The sequence below is a fragment of the Sphingobium abikonense NBRC 16140 genome, assembly GCF_001598335.1.
GTDB classification, from domain to species: Bacteria; Pseudomonadota; Alphaproteobacteria; order Sphingomonadales; family Sphingomonadaceae; genus Sphingobium; species Sphingobium abikonense.
The window spans coordinates 1-16,703 of sequence record NZ_BCYT01000006.1; the positions used below are offsets into that span (position 1 = coordinate 1).

Consider the following 16,703-nt stretch of genomic DNA (forward strand, 5'->3'; position numbering starts at 1 on the left):
AAGCCTCGCCTGGCGCCCGCGCCTTGATCGCCAGAGCGTGCACCTTGTCACGCAGCAAATCAGCCAGCGCCGCGTTCACCATGCGCTGACGCGCTACCCGGCTCTGGCCAGTGAAGCGATCCGACACGATCTCCACCGTGAAATGACTTTCGCCCGAGCCGTCGTGGCCCGCATGGCCGCGATGCTTCTCGCTATCGTCGATCACGGCAAGATGCTCTGGCGACAGGGCAGCGCGCAGCCGCGCGTCGATTTCGGTGGCGATCGGGCCTTTGAGGTCTGTGGTCATGCTTCCTATATAGGTCGCTTTGTCAGTCATGCCATCAGGACCGTCTTGAGTAGCGAACCCTTTTCCAGCCGTCGTTTCAATCGATTTCATGGCCGCGTGGAAAGCGGCTGTCCCTGCGCCGTGGAAGGCTGCGCCGAACCGGGCGAATTTCGCGCACCTGTGCCGGAAGGGCAGCGTTCGGGTCATGACGGACCGCAATGGCGGTGGCTATGCCTGGATCATGTCCGCGCCTTCAACCAGGGCTATAATTTCTTCAGCGGAATGAGCGCGGAGGAAATCGCCGCTGCCCAGCGCCCCTATGCCGGGTGGGAGCGGGAAACACGCGCCTTTTCCAGCAATGCGACCAGCCCGCCGCCGCGCTGGGCCGACTTTGCCGATCCCCTCGATGCCATCGGCGCGCGATTCAAGGAACGCGTCGCCAAGGCACGGGCCGACAGCCAGATGCGGCAGGACGGGCAATTTCTGTCGCAGGAGGACCGGCGGCAAATGGCGGTGATGGACCTGCCCATCGATGCCGACCGCAAGGCGTTGCGCACGCGCTATACCGAATTGCTGCGCCGCTATCACCCCGATCATAATGGCGGCGACCGCAGCCATGAGAGCGCCTTGCAAGCGGTGATCGCCGCCTATGGCCATTTGCGCAAGGCAACGGTGTTCAGCTGAGGCTTGCGTGGCGGCGGGGCCGCTGCCATAGCCCCCGACCCTTCCTATCATGGCGGAGTATGATGATGCAGCAGGTGCCGCGCGCGCTGGGCCTGGACTTCGGCACGACCAACAGCGTCGTTGCGCTGGCCGCACAGGGAGAGTCGCGCCTTGTGGATTTTGCCGGCGCGTGCGCGACGGGCGCGGTGTTTCGATCCGCGCTCTGCTTCTGGCATGATGAGGAGGCGAAGGGCGGTCTGGCGCATGAAGCCGGGCCATGGGCGATCGCGGAATATCTGGACTATCCCGAGGACAGCCGCTTCCTGCAATCCTTCAAGTCGGTCGCCGCCAGCCCGATTTTCGAGAGCGCGAGCGTGTTTGAAAAACGCTTCCGGTTCGAAGAGCTGGGCCAGATGTTCCTGGCGCGCATGATCGCCCACGCCGGCGGCGCGCTCGATGTCCGGCCCGATCGGATCATCGTTGGTCGACCGGTGGAATATGCCGGATCGCGGCCCGACGAGGCCTTGGCGCGGCGGCGCTATGATGCGATGTTCGCGGGGTTCGGCAGCGAAATATATTATGTGCACGAGCCCCTGGGGGCAGCGTTCAGCTATGCCAGCCGCCTCGATCGCGCGGCAACGATATTGGTGGCGGACTTCGGCGGCGGCACCAGCGACTTTTCGATCGTCCGGGTGGAGGCGCCGGGCGCAGAGCGGCGCGCGACGCCGCTGGGATCGACCGGCGTCGGCATTGCCGGCGACCGGTTCGACTACCGCATCCTCAATCATCTGGTGCTGCCGATGCTGGGCAAGGGCGGGGGCTATTACAGTTTCGGCAAGACGCTGGAGATACCGCGCAGCTATTTCGCGGATTTTGCCGACTGGTCGCGGCTCGCGCTGATGCGCAATCGGCGCACCATGGAGGAACTCGCACGGTTGCAAAAGGCGGCGGACGATCCTGTGGCGATCGGGCGGATGATGACGGTCATCGAGAAGGAACTGGGCTATCCGCTCTATGATGCGGTCGGTGCGCTCAAACGTGCCTTGTCTTCGCAGGAGACAGCGACATTCCGCTTTTCGGGCGGCGGGCTGGAGATCGAGGAGCAGGTGTCGCGTGCGCAGTTCGAGACATGGATCGCGTCCGATATTGTGCGGATCGAAGCGACGGTGGACGCGGCGCTGGAGAAGGCTGATGTCGCGCCCGACGCCATCGACCGCGTGTTCCTGACCGGCGGGTCGTCGCTGATCCCGGCGATCCGCCGCATCTTTGCCACGCGCTTTGGCGAGGCGCGGCTGGCGAGCGGCGGGGAACTCACATCGATCGCCCATGGTTTGGCCTTGATCGGGGAGGAAGCCAATTTGGCCCAATGGGCTGCTTGATCGGCGGCGGCCAAGGCCCCACTCTATCGACATGCCCTTTGCCTATGGGTTAGGGCGGACGTGACTCGCAGAAAGATGATGTGCCTGATGACCGACATTTCCAACGTCCAGCCCGACACGCGATCCGAAACGCTGATGGAAGCGCCCGACCGCGAAGTGGATGCGCGCGAGATATTCGGCATCGACGTCGACATGAAAATCCCGGCGTTCAGCCAGGCGGACGAACGCGTGCCGGACCTGGACCCGGCCTATGTGTTCGATCCCGACACCACGCTCGCGATCCTGGCGGGCTTTGCCTATAATCGGCGCGTCATGGTGCAGGGCTATCATGGCACTGGCAAGTCGAGCCATATCGAACAGGTCGCCGCGCGCCTGAAATGGCCGTGCATCCGCATCAATCTGGACGCGCATATCAGCCGCATCGACTTGGTCGGGCGCGACGCCATCGTGCTCAAGGACGGGCAGCAGGTGACGGAATTTCGCGAAGGGCTGCTTCCCTGGTCGCTCCAACGGCCGGTCGCCCTGGTATTCGACGAATATGATGCGGGCCGGCCCGACGTCATGTTCGTGATCCAGCGCGTGCTGGAAACCGACGGCAAGATGACGCTGCTCGACCAGAATCGTGTGATCCGGCCCAACCCTCATTTCCGCCTGTTCGCGACCGCCAACACAGTCGGCCTGGGCGACACGACGGGCCTCTATCATGGCACGCAACAGATCAATCAGGGCCAGATGGACCGCTGGAACCTGGTGGTGGCGTTGAACTACCTCCCCGCCGCCACCGAAGCGCAGGTGGTGCTGGCCAAGTCCGGCGAATATGATCATGAAGGCGGCCGCAAGGAAGTGGAGGCGATGATCAAGGTCGCCGAACTGACGCGGCAGGGCTTCATCAACGGCGATATCTCGACCGTCATGTCGCCGCGCACCGTCATCAGCTGGGCGCAGAATGCGCTGATCTTCAAGAATGTCGGCTTCGCCTTCCGCCTGTCCTTCCTCAACAAGTGCGACGAGGCGGAACGAGCGCTGGTCGCCGAATATTATCAGCGCGTGTTCGGCAAGGACCTGCCGGAAAGCGTCGCGAGCCGGGCGAACTGATCCTTCGCCCCGGCCCTCATGGGATCGGGAGAGCATGGCATGATCGTCGTCGAGAGAATCGATCCCCAGGGCGGGACCGCGCACCGGATTCACATTCGCGGGCATGAGATTGTCGCGGATATGTCCGCGACCGATGGCCATGACGCCGGGCCTGACCCGCATGACCTCTATGATGCGGCATTGGGCGCGTGCAAGGCGATGACGATGCTCTGGTATGCCCAGCGTAACGACATTCCGGTGGAGGATATCCATGTCGGGGTGGTGCGCGACAATAGCCAGGAACGCCAGGGCGTCTATAAGCTGACCACGCGCATCGCCGTTACCGGGCCGATGAGCGACGAGCAGCATGACAGGCTGATCGCGGTCGCCGCCAAATGCCCGCTGCACAAGCTGATGGCGGAGGTGGAGACGCAGATCGAGACGATTGCCGTGCCGCGTGTCGGTGATCCGGAGGGCGCGTGACCGCTGCGACTACCCTGACCGCGCTGCCGCTGGCCAGCGCCTTTAACCTGCGGGATTTTGGCGGTCATCGCACGCGCGACGGGCGACAGGTGCGCACCGGCATGCTGTATCGGTCCGGCACGATGGCGCTGCTGACCGACGCTGACGCCGACGCGCTGCGCGCGCTTGGCATCCGCGCCATTTGCGATTTTCGTCGACCCAGCGAACGGGTGGAGGAACCCACAAGCTGGCACGGCGATGACGTCGAATATTTTTGCCGCGACTATAGCGAGCATAGCGGCGTGCTGAGCGAAATATTGCGGTCCGACAGGGCGACGCCCGCCGACATGCATGACGCGATGGTGCGGGTCTATCGCGTCATTGCGACCGACCATGCCGACGCCTATCGGGCGATGTTCGCGCAGATGCTGTCTGGCCGCCTGCCGATCCTCATCAATTGCGCGGCGGGGAAGGACCGGACGGGCGTGGGCGCTGTGCTGATCCTGTGGACGCTGGGCGTGCCGCGTGAGGCGATCTTGGAGGATTATCTGGCGACCAACGATCATGCCGACTGGACATGGCGGCTGGCGCAGGCGGAGTCGCGATTGACCCGTGCGCTGCGTGACCGGGCCGACGTCGTGGCACCGATATTGCGGGCGGATGCCGCCTATCTCGACGCGCTGTTCGACACGCTGGATCACCAACATGGCGGGATCGACGCCTATCTGGCGCAGGTGCTGGGCGTCGATGCCGACGCGCGCGCCGCGTTGCAGGACGCTCTGGTGACATCATGACCGAACGGTCCCCACTCGACGCCTTCAAGGATGTGCTGTCGGGCGTGGCCCGGTCGATCGCGCGCGACCTGGAGGTCGAGGTCGGCTTTACCGCCGATACGCCCCACGCGGTTGGCAAGGCGATCAAGGTGCCGACGCCCGCGCGCGCCCTGCCCGCCGATCAGGTGGCGCTGGCGCGGGGGTTCGCCGACGCGTCGGCGCTCAAGCTGCGCTATCATGATGCAAAGGTGCATGCGTCCTCCGCGCCGGGCGAAACGGTGGCGCGCGCGGTGTTCGATGCGGTCGAACAGGCGCGGGTGGAGGCGATCGGGTCACGATCCATGGCGGGAGTGCGCGCCAATTTGAACGAGGCGCTGGCGCTGCGGCTGAAGTCGGACGCGATCCGCCGGGCGCGCTCGGCCGACGAAGTGCCGCTGTCCACCGCCCTGGCGCTCAAGGTGCGCGAACGGCTGACCGGACAGGCGATCCCCAAGGATGCCGCGCCCGGTGTCGCCATGGTCGACCAGTGGATCGAGGACAAGGCGGGGGCCGACCTTGATTCGCTGATGCTGGCGATCGACGACCAGCGCGCTTTCCAGTCGCTGACGACCGCGATGCTGGAGCATCTGCAACTGATCGACGCCGATGTGCCGCCCGATACCGAAGAACCGGAATCGGACGAGGATGGCGAGGATCAGGAGGACGAGCAGGAAGAAGGCGAGTCCGGCGAGGAGGAGTCGGGCGACAGCGACATGAACGCCGAAGCGCGCGCCGAGGATCAGGGCGGCGAGAGCGAAGAGGGCGAGAGCGACTATAGCGACGATTTCGACGCCGACAGCGACGAAGGGGCCGACGATATGGGTGAAGAGGGCATGATGCCCGTGCGCCCCAATCGGCCCATGTCCGACATGCCGCCGGGGTTCGACTATCAGGCCTATACGACCAAATTCGATGAGGTCGTCGCGCCCGAGGATCTGTGCGACGATGATGAATTGGGCCGCTTGCGCGGGTTTCTGGATCAGCAACTGGTGAGCTTGCAGGGCGCGGTGACGAAACTCGCCAACCGGTTGCAGCGCCGGTTGATGGCGCAGCAGTCGCGGTCATGGGACTTCGACCAAGAAGAAGGGTTGCTGGACGCGGCGCGGCTGGCGCGGATCGTGATCGATCCGACCCGGTCGCTATCCTACAAGATCGAGCGCGACATGGAGTTTCGCGACACGGTCGTCACGCTGCTGATCGACAATTCAGGGTCGATGCGCGGGCGCCCGATCAGCATTGCCGCCATCAGCGCCGACATCATGGCGCGCACGCTGGAGCGGTGCGGCGTCAAGACCGAGATATTGGGTTTCACCACGCGCGCCTGGAAGGGTGGTCAGGCACGTGAGGACTGGCTGGCCGCCGGGCGGCCGCCGATGCCCGGCCGGCTCAATGACCTGCGCCATATCGTCTACAAGAAGGCGGACGATCCGTGGCGGCGGGCGCGCAAGAATCTGGGCCTGATGATGCGCGAAGGCCTGCTGAAGGAAAATATCGATGGCGAGGCGCTGCTGTGGGCGCACGGTCGCTTGATCGCGCGGCCCGAGGAACGGCGCATCCTGATGGTGATTTCCGATGGCGCGCCGGTCGATGACAGCACCCTGTCGGTCAACAGCGGCACCTATCTGGAGCGGCATTTGCGGCAAGTGATCGACTGGATCGAGAATCGGTCGCCGGTGCAATTGGTGGCGATCGGCATCGGCCATGACGTCACCCGCTATTATCGCCGCGCCGTTACCATCATGGACGCCGAACAATTGGGCGGGACGATGGTGGAACAGCTCGCTGGGCTGTTCGACGAGGATTGAGCGACCGATTCGGGTCGCCATTCCACCCTGACATATTATTATTGGAGAGGCCGATGAGTGTCGCCTTCCGTCGTGAGAGCGACGATGAACATAAGGAACCCACGTTCGAAATCCCGATCCCGCCCGGTCCCAACTGGGTCACGGCGCGCGGAATGCGGCTGACGCGGGAAAAGGTCGCGGAGCTGGAAGCCGTGGACAGCGCGTCGATGGACGAGGACGCGGCCAAGAAACACAAGCGGGAATTGCGCTACTGGCGCACCCGGCTGGCGACGGCGCAGCAACAACCCTTGCCCGATGGCGATGTCGTCGCCTTCGGATCGACCGTGACCTATCGCCAGAACGGCCAAGACAAAAGCGTCATCCTTGTCGGCGATGACGAGGCCGATCCCCATGACGGGCGGATCAGCTTCTCATCCCCGGTCGCGCGCGCGATGATGGACGCGGAGGTTGGCGAGAAGGTCGATTTTGCCGGCAAGGCGGAGGCGATCGAGATTATCCGTGTCGCCATTGTCGAAGAGGCATGATCCGCCAAACGCCGCGGTGAAAAAAAAGCCCGCCGGACCGATCCGGCGGGCTTTTTTGATGAAGGGCGGACGCGTTATGCCCCACGTGCGGCTTCGAACAGGAACCAGGCGCGTTCTTCGGCCTGATCGGTCCAATCATCGACAATGCCTTCGGTGGCGTTGTCGCCGGCTTGGGTCGCCGCTTCCTTAACTGCGCGGAAGCTTTCCACCAGCGCGAGATTGTCGTCGCGCAATTCCTTGAGCATGTCGGCCGCGCTGACGAAATCGGCATCATTGTCCTTCACCGTCTGGTGGCGGGCAATGTCGCCGATCGAGCGCAGCGTCGTGTTGCCGGTCTTGCGCACGCGCTCGGCAATCGCGTCGGTGGTGCCCAGGATCTGCGCGGCCTGCTCATCAAACATCAGATGATAGTCGCGGAAATGCGGGCCGGACACATGCCAGTGAAAATTCTTGGTCTTGAGATACAGGGCATAGCTGTCGGCCAGCGCGGCGTTCAGCGCCTGAGCCACGGACTTGGTTTCATTGCTTTTAAGGTCGGTCGGGGTCTTGAGATCGGCAGCGGTCATGCGAAATCCTCCTATTGAGAATTGGTTTCGCACATATAATGATCATGCCCGCACTTGGTGCCATTTTTTCTGGCGATCAGCCTGAACGATATTGTCGATCAGAGCAGGCCGGTCGCCGCCAGCGCCAATCCCGCGCCGATCAGGAGCAACAGGCCGCCGCCGGTCATGCGAATGGCGCGCACCGGGGCCATGGTCAGCAATTGCGCGCGTAGCAGCACGACCGGCACCAGCGCGACGATGACGCCGATTGCGCCGCCAATCCCCGCCAGCCATGGCTCGGCGGTGCGGGTGGCGATGCCCAGGATCAGGAATTGCGGGCCGTCGCCGAACCCAAGGATGAAAAGGCCAAGCGCGGTGGTCAGGAACGGCCCGGTCGGCCAGCCATCCAATGTGTCGGGTGGCGACACGCGCCAGAGCAGCCCGACGCCCAGGAACAGCGTGGCAAGCGCCAGGAACAGCAGCCGGGCGTCGGCCCCCAGCATCGGGCCGATCCACGCGCCGGCTGTGGCGGAAACGGCGGCATTGGCGATCGCGGCAACGACGATGCCGGCGATCACCGCGCCATTGCGGTCATAGCGGGCGGCGAGCGCGAGCACGAGCAACTGGCTCTTGTCGCCGATTTCCCCCAGCAGGCAGCCGAGCAGGGCGGTCAGCAGGGCGTCCATGGCGTGCGCGTCAGGCGCGCAGGGGCACGACGGCGGAGCCGAGGGGGGCGGGCATCATCGACGGCAGGGCATGCGCGCCGATGGCGTCGCGCATCCGGTCGAGATAGGAAAGGACGACAGGGCCAAGGCCATGGAGCGACAACGCGCTTTCCAGCGTGCTGGCCAGCCCTTCGACCTCATCGAGATGAAAGGCGCGGGCGATATGGCGGATCTGGTCGACTTCGTCATGCAGGCGCAGCGCCGACACATGACCACGTTCGCCCGCCAGGCTGTCGACGCGGCGCATGAGGTCCGCCTGGATCGCCATCATCGGGTCATGCCGCATGTTCGTTACTCCCATCCCTTGGTCGGCAATGATAGGAGGGTACCGTTAAAGTCGCGTAAAGCCTGTATGTCGATGCTCCCTAGCCTTGACAGCGGGCCGAATCTGGCCCATGGGCGAGCGCTGAAACGGGGCGGTCCGAACGGGCCGCTTTTCTTTTTATGCATTTTACGACCAGGGAATAGGGCCATGGCCAAGCCGGCAACCGTCAAGATCCGTCTCGTCAGCTCGGCTGACACTGGCTTCTTCTATGTGACGAAGAAGAACCCGCGCACCAAGACCGAGAAGCTGAGCTTCCGCAAATATGACCCCGTCGCGCGCAAGCATGTCGAGTTCAAGGAAGCCAAGATCAAGTAAGCGGCGGCGGACCGACACGGTCCGCGCCCTGATCCGAAGGGTTTTCCGACGCCAAAGGCCCGTCCCGACCAGGGAGCGGGCCTTTTGCCGTTTTCGTACCGGCTGACCCTGCGAAATTTAAGAACAGGTAAGGGGCGCTCCCTTGCGGAAACGCCCCTTCCCATCATGCCATTGGTGTCGGCTTAGTTGCCGATCGGCGTGGCGTCGGTGCGGCGCACGACAATGGTCGAGGAGCGCGGCTCCTTGCCGTCCACCGGCCAGTTTCCGGTCGGATGCTGGATGTTGATGAAGAAGTTGGTGAGGTCGGGCGTATAGGCGATGCCGGTAATTTCGCAGCCCTCCGGCCCGACCAGGAAGCGCTTGGATTCCTTGGACGTCTGGTCGATGTAGAACATAGCATTGTGGCCAAAGACATCCTCAATGCTGGTGTCGGGCTTGCCCGACGTGCCGGGGAAAGAATGGTCGGTCTGGACCCACAGGCGGCCCTTGGGGTCGATGCGGATGCCATCGGGGCTGGAGAAGGTGTCGCCGTTGATGTCGCCTTCCAGCTTGTCGCCAAAGCCCGCCAGTTCCGGATCGCCCGCCAGCAGGAAGATTTCCCAGCTGAACGTGGTGGCGAGCGGTGAATTGCCCTCTTCCTTGAACTTGATGATGTGGCCGTGACGGTTCTTTGTGCGCGGATTGGCCGCATCGGTGGTCGCGCGGCTGCTGTTGTTGGTCAGCGTCACGAAGATGGCGCTGTTGTCGGGCGCGACCGTGATCCATTCCGGGCGGTCCATGACGGTGCCGCCAGCGACGCGCGCGGCCGAAATGGTGTTGATCAGCACCTGCGCCTGGTTGGTGAAATCCACCATCGTGGGTTCAGGCGGCGTGGTGAACTGGCTGACATTGCCCGGATCGGACGCGCCGGCGGTCAGGCCGTTCTGGCCCTGGACCAGCGCGCGCCATTCGCCGGTGCCATCGCCATTGAAGCGCGCGACATAAAGCGTGCCATGGTCGAGCATGTCGGTGTTTGCCGCGCGGTTGCTGCTGCTATAGGCGCGGTCGCACACGAATTTATAGATGCAGCCCGGCGTCCCGTCATGTCCCATGTAGAAGGCAACGCGGCTGTTGCTGTCGGCCATATAGGCGACATTTTCATGGTCGAACCGGCCGAGCGCGGTGCGCTTGGTGGGGGCGGCCAGTTCCTGATAGGGGTCGATTTCGACCACCCAGCCGTAATTTTCCTCCGGCTGCGTGGGATCAAGATAATTGTCCGTCGTTTCCTCGCAGGTGAGGTAGGTGCCCCAAGGGGTGCGGCCCGATGAGCAATTGTTGAGCATGCCCTTGATGGTGGCCGAGAGCAGGCCGGACGCGGGGCCGCTGGCCTTGTAGCTGCTGTTGCCGGTATAGCGCTTGTTATATTTGGAATCGGCCTTCACCGACCAGCTGCCGTCCGACGCCTTGGCGACTTCGACCACGCCGATGCCGACGGCCGACAGGGCCAGCGCCTTTTGCGCGGCGGTCGCCGTATCGGCGTCGTAATCGCCGTCCATCAGGATGTTGAAATCGGGATATTCGAAATTGATCGCGAGCAGGCCGCCGCTGTTGGCATCAGTGCCCGACAGTTCGAAATATTCCATGCCGTCATGATTGCCGCCCGCCCATTTTTCGGCCTGATCGGGGGTGGGATAGGCGTCGGCATAGGCGGTGCCGGCTTCGATCGAATCGCCGGCCTTCAGCAGCACCTGCACGGTGTAGCCGGTGGGCACGGTGACGGTGTCGTTCATATTGGCGGCGACCGACGCGAACGTAATGCCGTAGCTGGGGGTGGGGGTCGGCGTCGGGGTCGGCGTGGGGGTCGGGCTGCTGCTGTCGTCATCATCATCGTCGCAGGCCGCGAGCGCGCCGAGCATCGGCAGGATCGACAGGCCCAACAGGCCGTTTTTCAGGACGGTGCGGCGCGCCGGATTGGCGGCGACGATGGCTTCCAGGCTATTGTCGCCCATATCGATGGTCGGCTGCGCGGCGCGTCCGCGCGCCCGCGCTTCGTCGGTCAGATGAGACATGAAATCTACCCCTGTGGTGCAGGCTGTCGGCGAAAGGCCGCGCCATGGCGCCACGGGTTGGCAGAGCGGGATGACGGCAGGGCTTCTGAACGAAGTCGTTGAAATGAAAGCTGCGTGACGCCCCGGTGACAGGCCGCAGGCCGACCTAGAGCAGCGCGTTCACCTGCTCGACGAAGCGCAGCACCGATATCGGCTTGGACACATAGGCGTTCGCGCCCGCGCCGCGGATACGCTCCTCATCACCATGCCCGGCATAGGCGGTGACGGCCATGATCGGCACATGCGACAGGCGCGCGTCGGCCTTCAGCGAGAGGATGAGGTCATAGCCGCTGACATGGGGCAGGTGAATGTCGGTAATGACCAGGTCGGGCAGGAACGCGCCCGCTTCGCGCAGCACGTCGCGCCCGTCGCGCAGCGGCAGCACCTCATGCCCGTGCGCGCGCAGCAGATCGCAAAAAAGTTTGAGATTAAGTTCGTTGTCCTCGACAACGAGCACGCGCTTTGCCACCAGTCACTCGCAATTCACCTGTGAAGCGCGCCCCGCCCGCTTCCCCGCCAGAAGGCCCTATCATGCGACCCGACAGCCCGAATCGCAAGCCGGATGACGCGCAGGACTCTGCCATGCTGGCGCTTTTGGCGCTGGGCTGGATATTGGCGGATGGCGCGCGGGCGGATCGGTTGCTGGCGCTGACCGGCATGGACGCCAATACGCTGCGCGCAGGGATAGGCGACAAGCGCGTGCTGGCCGCCGTGCTAGGCTTCCTGGCCGATCATGAGCCTGATCTTGTCGCCTGCGCCCAGGCGATCGATGCCCGCCCGGCCGCATTGATCGCGGCGCAGGAGAGATTGACCCGATGACCCGTCCCCTCATCATCACCGACTGCGACGAAGTGCTGCTGCACATGGTCGCGCCCTTCCGCCATTGGCTGGACGAGACGCATGACGTGCATTTCGACATGCATGACCGCAGCTTTGCCGAGGCGCTGCGCCACAAGGATAGTGGCGAGCCGCTGGAGCGCGAACTGGTCTGGCAGCTGCTGGTCGGCTTTTTCGACACCGAAATGCACCGGCAGGCGCCGATAGCCGGGGCAGTGGAGGCGATGCAGCGCCTGTCGCGCATCGCCGATATCGAAGTGCTGACCAATATCGGCGAGCGCCATCATCAGCAGCGGATCGCGCAATTGGCCGCTTTGGGTCTGCATTTTCCCGTCCACTGGAATCAGGGGGGCAAGGGCCGGCCGCTCGCTGCCATCGTCGCTGACCGCCAGCCCAGCGCCGCGCTGTTCATCGACGATCTGGCCGAACATCATCATTCGGTCGCGACGCACGCGCCCGGCGTGTGGCGGCTGCATATGGTGGGCGAGGCGGATATCGCCGCCGGCGTTCCCGCCGCGCCCTATGCCCATGCGCGGATCGACGACTGGGCGGCGGCCGAGGCCTGGATCATGCAGAGGCTGGCGCAGGGGCCGGCCCCCACCGATAGCGTTACAACAGGAGCCATGTCATGAGCATCGACGCCCGCCTTGCCGAACTCGGCATCACCTTGCCCCAGGCCGCAGCGCCGGTCGCCGCCTATGTCCCGGCCGTGGAGGCCAATGGCCTGCTGCACATCAGCGGCCAGATCGCGCTGGCGCCCGATGGCCTGATGACCGGACGGCTGGGCGAGGACCGCGACCTGGACTATGGCGTCGCCGCCGCACGGGTGTGCGGTCTCAACCTCATCGCGCAGATGAAGGCGGCACTGGGTTCGCTCGACCGGGTGGAACGGATCGTCAAGCTGGGCGCCTTCATCAGCAGCGCGCCCGATTTCACTGACCAGCCCAAGGTCGCCAATGGCGCTTCCGAATTGATGGTCGATGTCTTCGGCGACGCGGGCAAACATGCGCGCAGCGCCGTAGGCGTGCCCGTCCTGCCGCTGGGCGCGGTCGTGGAAATCGACGCGATTGTCCTTGTCCGACCGGCCTGATACCAATTTCCTGACGGCTCGGCCCTTCGCCCATCGCGGGCTGCATGGCGGCGGCGCGAGTGAGAATGGCATCGCGGCGTTCCGGGCCGCCATTGCCGCTGGCCATGGCATCGAATGCGATGTGCGGATGAGCCGGGACGGCGTCGCCTTTGTCTTTCATGACGGCGACCTGCATCGGATGACGGGGCAGCAGGGGGCGATCGCGGATCAGGATGCCGCGCAGCTGGATAGGGCGCGTTTGCCCGATGGCGGCGACGTTCCGCGCCTGTCGGACGTGCTGGCGCTGTGTCGCGACATGACGCCGCTGCTGGTTGAGATCAAGACCGACGGGCGGCCCGTCGCCGGGGTCGCGGGGGCCGTTGCGCGGGAATTGGACGCATGGCCGGACGCGCCGGTGGCGATCATGGCCTTCAACCCGCTGCTGCCGCGCTGGTTCGCGCATCATCGACCGCGACAGATCCGGGGGCTGGTGGTCAGTCAGCAGAATAAGGGGCCGATGCGGGGATGGGTCGAGCGCACCCTTGCACTTTGGCTGGGCAGACCCGACTTTCTGGCCTGTGACATTCGCGATCTACCTTCCCCCTTTGCCGAGCGGGCGCGCCGTCGAGGCATGCCCGTGCTGAGCTGGACGGTGCGCAGCCCGGCCGATCAGGCGCGCGCGGCGCGTCACGCCGATCAGATCATCCATGAGCTTGACCATGGATGAAGTGGTTGCGCGTGTCGCGAACGGTGTCGGCGAATTGCGGCAGGACCAATGGGACGCCTGCGCCGGGACGGACAATCCGTTTGTCAGCTGGCATTTCCTAAGCGCGCTGGAACGATCCGGCAGCGTCGGCGGCGCAAGCGGCTGGCAGCCCTTGCCACTGGTGATCGACGATGCCGATGGACAAATCGCCGCTGCCGCGCCGCTTTACGCCAAGAGCCACAGCCAGGGCGAATATGTGTTCGATCATGGCTGGGCCGACGCCTGGGAGCGGGCAGGCGGCCGCTATTACCCCAAGATCCAGATCGCAGCGCCCTTTTCGCCCGTGCCCGGCCCGCGCCTGCTGCTGCGCGAGGGAACGATGGCGCCGGCCCTCATTGCCGGGATCGAGACGCTGGTCGAGCGAAACGGCCTGTCTTCGGCCCACGCCACCTTCGTTGCGCCCGAGCAGGTGCCTCTGTTCGAGGCGGCGGGCTGGCTGATCCGGGAGGACAGCCAGTTTCACTGGACCAATCGCGGCTATTGCAGTTTCGACGATTTCCTGGCCGACCTGTCGAGCGAGAAGCGCAAGAATATCCGCAAGGAACGTCGCCGGGCGGTGGAAGGGCTGGATATCGTCCACCTGACCGGCGGCGAATTAAGCGAGGCACATTGGGATATATTCTGGCAATTTTACCAGGATACCGGCGCGCGCAAATGGGGGCGTCCCTATCTGACCCGGGATTTCTTCTCGATCCTGGGCGAGACGATGGCCGACAAGGTGCTGCTGATGCTGGCGCTGCGTGCTGGAAAGCCGATCGCCGGCGCGCTCAACCTGATCGGCGGCGATGCGCTATATGGGCGCTATTGGGGCTGCGTCGAAGACGTGCCCAATCTCCATTTCGAACTATGCTATTATCAGGCGATCGACGTCGCCATTGCGCGCGGGCTGCGCAAGGTTGAGGCGGGGGCGCAGGGCGGGCACAAGCTCGCGCGCGGTTACGCGCCCGAGCCGACATGGTCGGCCCATTATATCCCCAATGCCGGCTTCCGGCGCGCGGTGGCGGGATTTCTGCAGGCCGAGCGGGAAGAGGTGCGGCGCGACCGGCAATGGCTGGTGCAGCGGACACCGTTTCGAAAAGGAGATTAGGGTCAGGTCTTACCGATCGGAGCCAGAAGATCACGTTGGCAGCGAGGGCGATGACGAAGAAGAAAGCCGTGGGGCATCAATCATAGCGGGTTGCTATGCGGCGCGAGGCTTTGAGGCGGCCGAACATAATCTCGATCCGGTTTCGGCGTTTGTAGCGAAGCTTATCGTACTTGACGAGTTTCGCACGGATTTTCTGTCCGGGGATGCAGGTGCGATGCCCTTTCCCTGCAAGACGTCCCTGACCGGTGAGCGTCGTCGCCCCGGTCGGCGAGCAGGCACTGCGCCTTGGGCAATTCGTCCAGCAGAACAGCCGCGCCGATATAATCGCTGACCTGACCGTTGATCATTAAGAAGCTGAGTGATCGACCATTGGCATCGGGTACTACTTGCATTTTAATATTTAGGCCGCCCTTGGTGCGGCTGATCAGGGGGTCGAAATCCCCTTTTTTACCGCCAGGCTTGATGCCGTGCAGTGCGCCTTCAGATAGATCGCGTCGATCATGACGGTCTTGCGCTCGGCGCCTGCTGAGGGCAATCGGTTGATCATCCGGATGAAGACGCCCATCTGGCCCCAGCGCTTCCAGCGGTTGTAGAGTGTCACGTGTGGCCCATAATCGCTCGGCGCATCTCGCCCGCGCAACCCGTTGCGATTCGCGAAGATGATCCCGCTCAACACCCGCCGATCACCCACCCAAGGCTTGCCGTGGCTCTTTGGAAAATAAGGCTCCAGCCGCGCCATTTGCTCGCCCGTCAGCCATTACGGGTCACTCAAACCCAGTCGCCTCACAGAGCCTGAAACACAGCGCGCCTCTCATATCGATGGGTCCTGACGCTGGGCACAGCGGTCGCCGATCTCGGCTGGGATGAAATCCGGTTTCCCATGCCCCTTTTTCATGGCGACACGATCCACGTTGTGACCGAGGTGGTCGAACTGCGCGAATCGCGCTCGCGATCCGAAGCTAGGATCGTCACCTTCCTGCACCATGCCTTCAACCAGCATGGCGACCTTGTCGCTTCGTGCAAGCGGTCGGGCCTTCAGCGTCGCAGGCCCGCGGCATGAGCGCAGCAAGACCCCTGCGATCCTTGCTGTTCATTCCTGGGGACAGCGAAAAGAAATTGGCCAAGGTGGCCGATTGCGGTGCCGACGCGGTCATCCTCGACCTGGAGGATGCGGTGAGCATGTCCAATAAAGACAAGGCCCGCGATCTCGTCCAGGCGTTTCTGCTGGCCACGCCGCGCGACGCGCGGACGAAGCAATATTGGGTACGGGTGAACCCGTTCGACACCGGCCTGACGCTTGCCAATCTGGCGGCGGTCGCGCCGGGCGCGCCCGACGGGGTCATGCAGCCCAAGGTCGATGGACCAGATGATGTAAGGCGTCTGTTGCTTTATCTGGCGTTCAAGGCAGCGAGCGATCTTGCGGCAGGGTCGATCCACATTCTGCCCGTCGCCACCGAAACCGCAGCTGCCCCTTTCGCCCTGGGTCACTATGCCGGTGCGGGTCTCCGCTGCCTCGCCGGCCTGACTTGGGCCGCCGAGGATCTGGCTGCGGCACTTGGGGCGAGCGCCAATATGGATGCCAGCGGTGAATGGGGCTTCACCTACAAGCTGGCCCGATCACTCTGCCTGATGGCGTCCCATGCGGCGGGCGTCCCGGCGATCGAAACGGTCTATGTTGATTTCCGTGACGAAGCGGGCCTGCGCGCGTCCTGTCGGGTCGCGAGAAGCGAAGGGTTCAGCGGACGCATTGCGATTCATCCGGCGCAAGTGGCCCCCATCAATGAGGGCTTCACGCCCAGCGAAGCCGAGATCAACCACGCAAGGCGTGTGATGGACGCTTTCGCCGCCAGTCCGGGCACGGGCACCGTTCAATTAGACGACAAGACGCTCGACATCCCACACCAGAAGCAGGCCGTCCGCCTGTTGGCGCAAGCTGGGATAGCGTGAAGGGGTTAACCTACAG

The 16,703-nt window shown here is 64.1% G+C and carries 21 protein-coding genes and 1 pseudogene; 15 read left to right on the plus strand and 7 right to left on the minus strand.

Annotated elements, in window-relative coordinates; genetic code table 11:
* The coding region (locus tag SAB01S_RS08665; protein ID WP_062732839.1) for a BolA family protein at positions 1–286 on the minus strand (286 nt) is incomplete at its 3' end.
* A 45-nt stretch (positions 287–331) separates the two neighbouring features.
* Between SAB01S_RS08665 and SAB01S_RS08670 the strand changes: the two genes are divergently transcribed.
* From SAB01S_RS08670 to SAB01S_RS08700, 7 genes are all read left to right on the plus strand, one after another.
* Positions 332–949 carry a J domain-containing protein gene (locus SAB01S_RS08670; RefSeq protein ID WP_062732840.1) on the plus strand — a complete coding sequence of 206 codons (618 nt, stop codon included), beginning with the start codon at positions 332–334 and terminating at the stop codon, positions 947–949.
* Positions 950–1,014: 65 nt separating this feature from the next.
* Positions 1,015–2,307 (plus strand): Hsp70 family protein, encoded by a 1,293-nt coding sequence (locus SAB01S_RS08675; RefSeq protein WP_062732841.1) that lies wholly within the window; start codon positions 1,015–1,017, stop codon positions 2,305–2,307.
* Positions 2,308–2,394: 87 nt separating this feature from the next.
* The gene (cobS, locus tag SAB01S_RS08680; RefSeq protein WP_021226195.1) at positions 2,395–3,402 is read left to right on the plus strand and encodes a cobaltochelatase subunit CobS; all 1,008 of its coding nucleotides are present in this window, start codon (positions 2,395–2,397) and stop codon (positions 3,400–3,402) included.
* Positions 3,403–3,441: 39 nt separating this feature from the next.
* A complete protein-coding gene (locus tag SAB01S_RS08685; RefSeq protein WP_062732662.1) occupies positions 3,442–3,864 on the plus strand; it encodes an OsmC family protein in 423 nt (140 codons plus the stop codon).
* Entirely contained in the window at positions 3,861–4,637 is a 777-nt protein-coding gene (locus SAB01S_RS08690) for a tyrosine-protein phosphatase (protein ID WP_062732663.1), read from the plus strand. Before SAB01S_RS08685 ends, SAB01S_RS08690 begins: the two co-directional genes overlap by 4 nt.
* On the plus strand, positions 4,634–6,460 hold the full coding sequence (gene cobT, locus SAB01S_RS08695) for a cobaltochelatase subunit CobT (protein WP_062732664.1): 1,827 nt from the start codon (positions 4,634–4,636) through the stop codon (positions 6,458–6,460). Before SAB01S_RS08690 ends, cobT begins: the two co-directional genes overlap by 4 nt.
* Positions 6,461–6,513: 53 nt before the next feature.
* The gene (locus tag SAB01S_RS08700) at positions 6,514–6,984 is read left to right on the plus strand and encodes a GreA/GreB family elongation factor (RefSeq protein ID WP_062732665.1); all 471 of its coding nucleotides are present in this window, start codon (positions 6,514–6,516) and stop codon (positions 6,982–6,984) included.
* Between the two features lie 74 nt (positions 6,985–7,058).
* Here SAB01S_RS08700 and SAB01S_RS08705 read toward each other — a convergent pair whose 3' ends face one another.
* The 3 genes from SAB01S_RS08705 to SAB01S_RS08715 form a co-directional block, all read right to left on the minus strand.
* Positions 7,059–7,550, minus strand: coding sequence for a Dps family protein (locus SAB01S_RS08705; protein ID WP_062732666.1), 492 nt, complete (start codon positions 7,548–7,550; stop codon positions 7,059–7,061).
* A gap of 98 nt (positions 7,551–7,648) precedes the next feature.
* Positions 7,649–8,215, minus strand: a complete 567-nt coding sequence (locus SAB01S_RS08710; protein WP_062732667.1) for a TMEM165/GDT1 family protein — start codon at positions 8,213–8,215, stop codon at positions 7,649–7,651.
* Positions 8,216–8,225: 10 nt separating this feature from the next.
* Positions 8,226–8,540, minus strand: coding sequence for a hypothetical protein (locus SAB01S_RS08715; RefSeq protein WP_062732668.1), 315 nt, complete (start codon positions 8,538–8,540; stop codon positions 8,226–8,228).
* Positions 8,541–8,726: 186 nt separating this feature from the next.
* On the opposite strand from SAB01S_RS08715, the gene rpmG reads away from it, so the two are divergent.
* Positions 8,727–8,894, plus strand: a complete 168-nt coding sequence (rpmG, locus tag SAB01S_RS08720) for a 50S ribosomal protein L33 (protein WP_021226203.1) — start codon at positions 8,727–8,729, stop codon at positions 8,892–8,894.
* Between the two features lie 182 nt (positions 8,895–9,076).
* Here the strand turns inward: rpmG and SAB01S_RS08725 are convergent, their stop codons facing one another.
* On the minus strand, positions 9,077–10,942 hold the full coding sequence (locus SAB01S_RS08725) for a PhoX family protein (protein ID WP_062732669.1): 1,866 nt from the start codon (positions 10,940–10,942) through the stop codon (positions 9,077–9,079).
* 145 nt (positions 10,943–11,087) lie between these two features.
* Positions 11,088–11,450, minus strand: a complete 363-nt coding sequence (locus tag SAB01S_RS08730; RefSeq protein ID WP_021226205.1) for a response regulator — start codon at positions 11,448–11,450, stop codon at positions 11,088–11,090.
* A gap of 62 nt (positions 11,451–11,512) precedes the next feature.
* Here SAB01S_RS08730 and SAB01S_RS08735 point away from each other — a divergent pair, with 62 nt between their 5' ends.
* From SAB01S_RS08735 to SAB01S_RS08755, 5 genes are read left to right on the plus strand one after another with little or no spacing between them, the layout of a single operon-like run.
* Complete coding sequence (locus SAB01S_RS08735; protein ID WP_062732670.1) at positions 11,513–11,800, plus strand: DUF3572 family protein; 288 nt, start codon at positions 11,513–11,515, stop codon at positions 11,798–11,800.
* Entirely contained in the window at positions 11,797–12,450 is a 654-nt protein-coding gene (locus SAB01S_RS08740) for an HAD family hydrolase (RefSeq protein ID WP_062732671.1), read from the plus strand. The genes SAB01S_RS08735 and SAB01S_RS08740 overlap by 4 nt, the downstream gene beginning before the upstream one ends.
* Positions 12,447–12,908, plus strand: coding sequence for a RidA family protein (locus tag SAB01S_RS08745; RefSeq protein WP_021226208.1), 462 nt, complete (start codon positions 12,447–12,449; stop codon positions 12,906–12,908). Before SAB01S_RS08740 ends, SAB01S_RS08745 begins: the two co-directional genes overlap by 4 nt.
* Positions 12,892–13,614, plus strand: coding sequence for a glycerophosphodiester phosphodiesterase family protein (locus tag SAB01S_RS08750; RefSeq protein ID WP_062732672.1), 723 nt, complete (start codon positions 12,892–12,894; stop codon positions 13,612–13,614). The genes SAB01S_RS08745 and SAB01S_RS08750 overlap by 17 nt, the downstream gene beginning before the upstream one ends.
* Positions 13,607–14,740, plus strand: a complete 1,134-nt coding sequence (locus tag SAB01S_RS08755) for a GNAT family N-acetyltransferase (RefSeq protein ID WP_062732673.1) — start codon at positions 13,607–13,609, stop codon at positions 14,738–14,740. The genes SAB01S_RS08750 and SAB01S_RS08755 overlap by 8 nt, the downstream gene beginning before the upstream one ends.
* Before the next feature lie 76 nt (positions 14,741–14,816).
* Here SAB01S_RS08755 and SAB01S_RS18065 read toward each other — a convergent pair.
* Positions 14,817–15,494: pseudogene (locus tag SAB01S_RS18065) on the minus strand (IS5 family transposase).
* 78 nt (positions 15,495–15,572) lie between these two features.
* On the opposite strand from SAB01S_RS18065, the gene SAB01S_RS18745 reads away from it, so the two are divergent.
* Together SAB01S_RS18745 and SAB01S_RS08770 are read left to right on the plus strand one after the other, a co-directional pair.
* Positions 15,573–15,800: a hotdog family protein gene (locus tag SAB01S_RS18745; protein WP_369405241.1), complete on the plus strand. Its 228-nt coding sequence runs from the start codon at positions 15,573–15,575 to the stop codon at positions 15,798–15,800.
* Entirely contained in the window at positions 15,797–16,687 is an 891-nt protein-coding gene (locus SAB01S_RS08770; protein WP_062732674.1) for an HpcH/HpaI aldolase/citrate lyase family protein, read from the plus strand. The genes SAB01S_RS18745 and SAB01S_RS08770 overlap by 4 nt, the downstream gene beginning before the upstream one ends.
* The last annotated feature ends 16 nt before the right edge of the window (positions 16,688–16,703 follow it).

Excerpts from the sequence above, each read along its gene's own strand:
- SAB01S_RS08740 (WP_062732671.1), top strand. The coding sequence starts at position 11,797 with ATGACCCGTCCCCTCATCATCACCGACTGCGACGAAGTGCTGCTGCAC.
- SAB01S_RS08745 (WP_021226208.1), top strand. The coding sequence starts at position 12,447 with ATGAGCATCGACGCCCGCCTTGCCGAACTCGGCATCACCTTGCCCCAG.
- SAB01S_RS08715 (WP_062732668.1), bottom strand. The coding sequence starts at position 8,540 with ATGCGGCATGACCCGATGATGGCGATCCAGGCGGACCTCATGCGCCGC.
- cobS (WP_021226195.1), top strand. The coding sequence starts at position 2,395 with ATGACCGACATTTCCAACGTCCAGCCCGACACGCGATCCGAAACGCTG.
- SAB01S_RS08725 (WP_062732669.1), bottom strand. The coding sequence starts at position 10,942 with ATGTCTCATCTGACCGACGAAGCGCGGGCGCGCGGACGCGCCGCGCAG.
- SAB01S_RS08735 (WP_062732670.1), top strand. The coding sequence starts at position 11,513 with ATGCGACCCGACAGCCCGAATCGCAAGCCGGATGACGCGCAGGACTCT.
- SAB01S_RS08755 (WP_062732673.1), top strand. The coding sequence starts at position 13,607 with ATGGATGAAGTGGTTGCGCGTGTCGCGAACGGTGTCGGCGAATTGCGG.
- SAB01S_RS08700 (WP_062732665.1), top strand. The coding sequence starts at position 6,514 with ATGAGTGTCGCCTTCCGTCGTGAGAGCGACGATGAACATAAGGAACCC.
- SAB01S_RS08675 (WP_062732841.1), top strand. The coding sequence starts at position 1,015 with ATGCAGCAGGTGCCGCGCGCGCTGGGCCTGGACTTCGGCACGACCAAC.
- SAB01S_RS08770 (WP_062732674.1), top strand. The coding sequence starts at position 15,797 with ATGAGCGCAGCAAGACCCCTGCGATCCTTGCTGTTCATTCCTGGGGAC.
- cobT (WP_062732664.1), top strand. The coding sequence starts at position 4,634 with ATGACCGAACGGTCCCCACTCGACGCCTTCAAGGATGTGCTGTCGGGC.
- SAB01S_RS08705 (WP_062732666.1), bottom strand. The coding sequence starts at position 7,550 with ATGACCGCTGCCGATCTCAAGACCCCGACCGACCTTAAAAGCAATGAA.
- rpmG (WP_021226203.1), top strand. The coding sequence starts at position 8,727 with ATGGCCAAGCCGGCAACCGTCAAGATCCGTCTCGTCAGCTCGGCTGAC.
- SAB01S_RS08710 (WP_062732667.1), bottom strand. The coding sequence starts at position 8,215 with ATGGACGCCCTGCTGACCGCCCTGCTCGGCTGCCTGCTGGGGGAAATC.
- SAB01S_RS08685 (WP_062732662.1), top strand. The coding sequence starts at position 3,442 with ATGATCGTCGTCGAGAGAATCGATCCCCAGGGCGGGACCGCGCACCGG.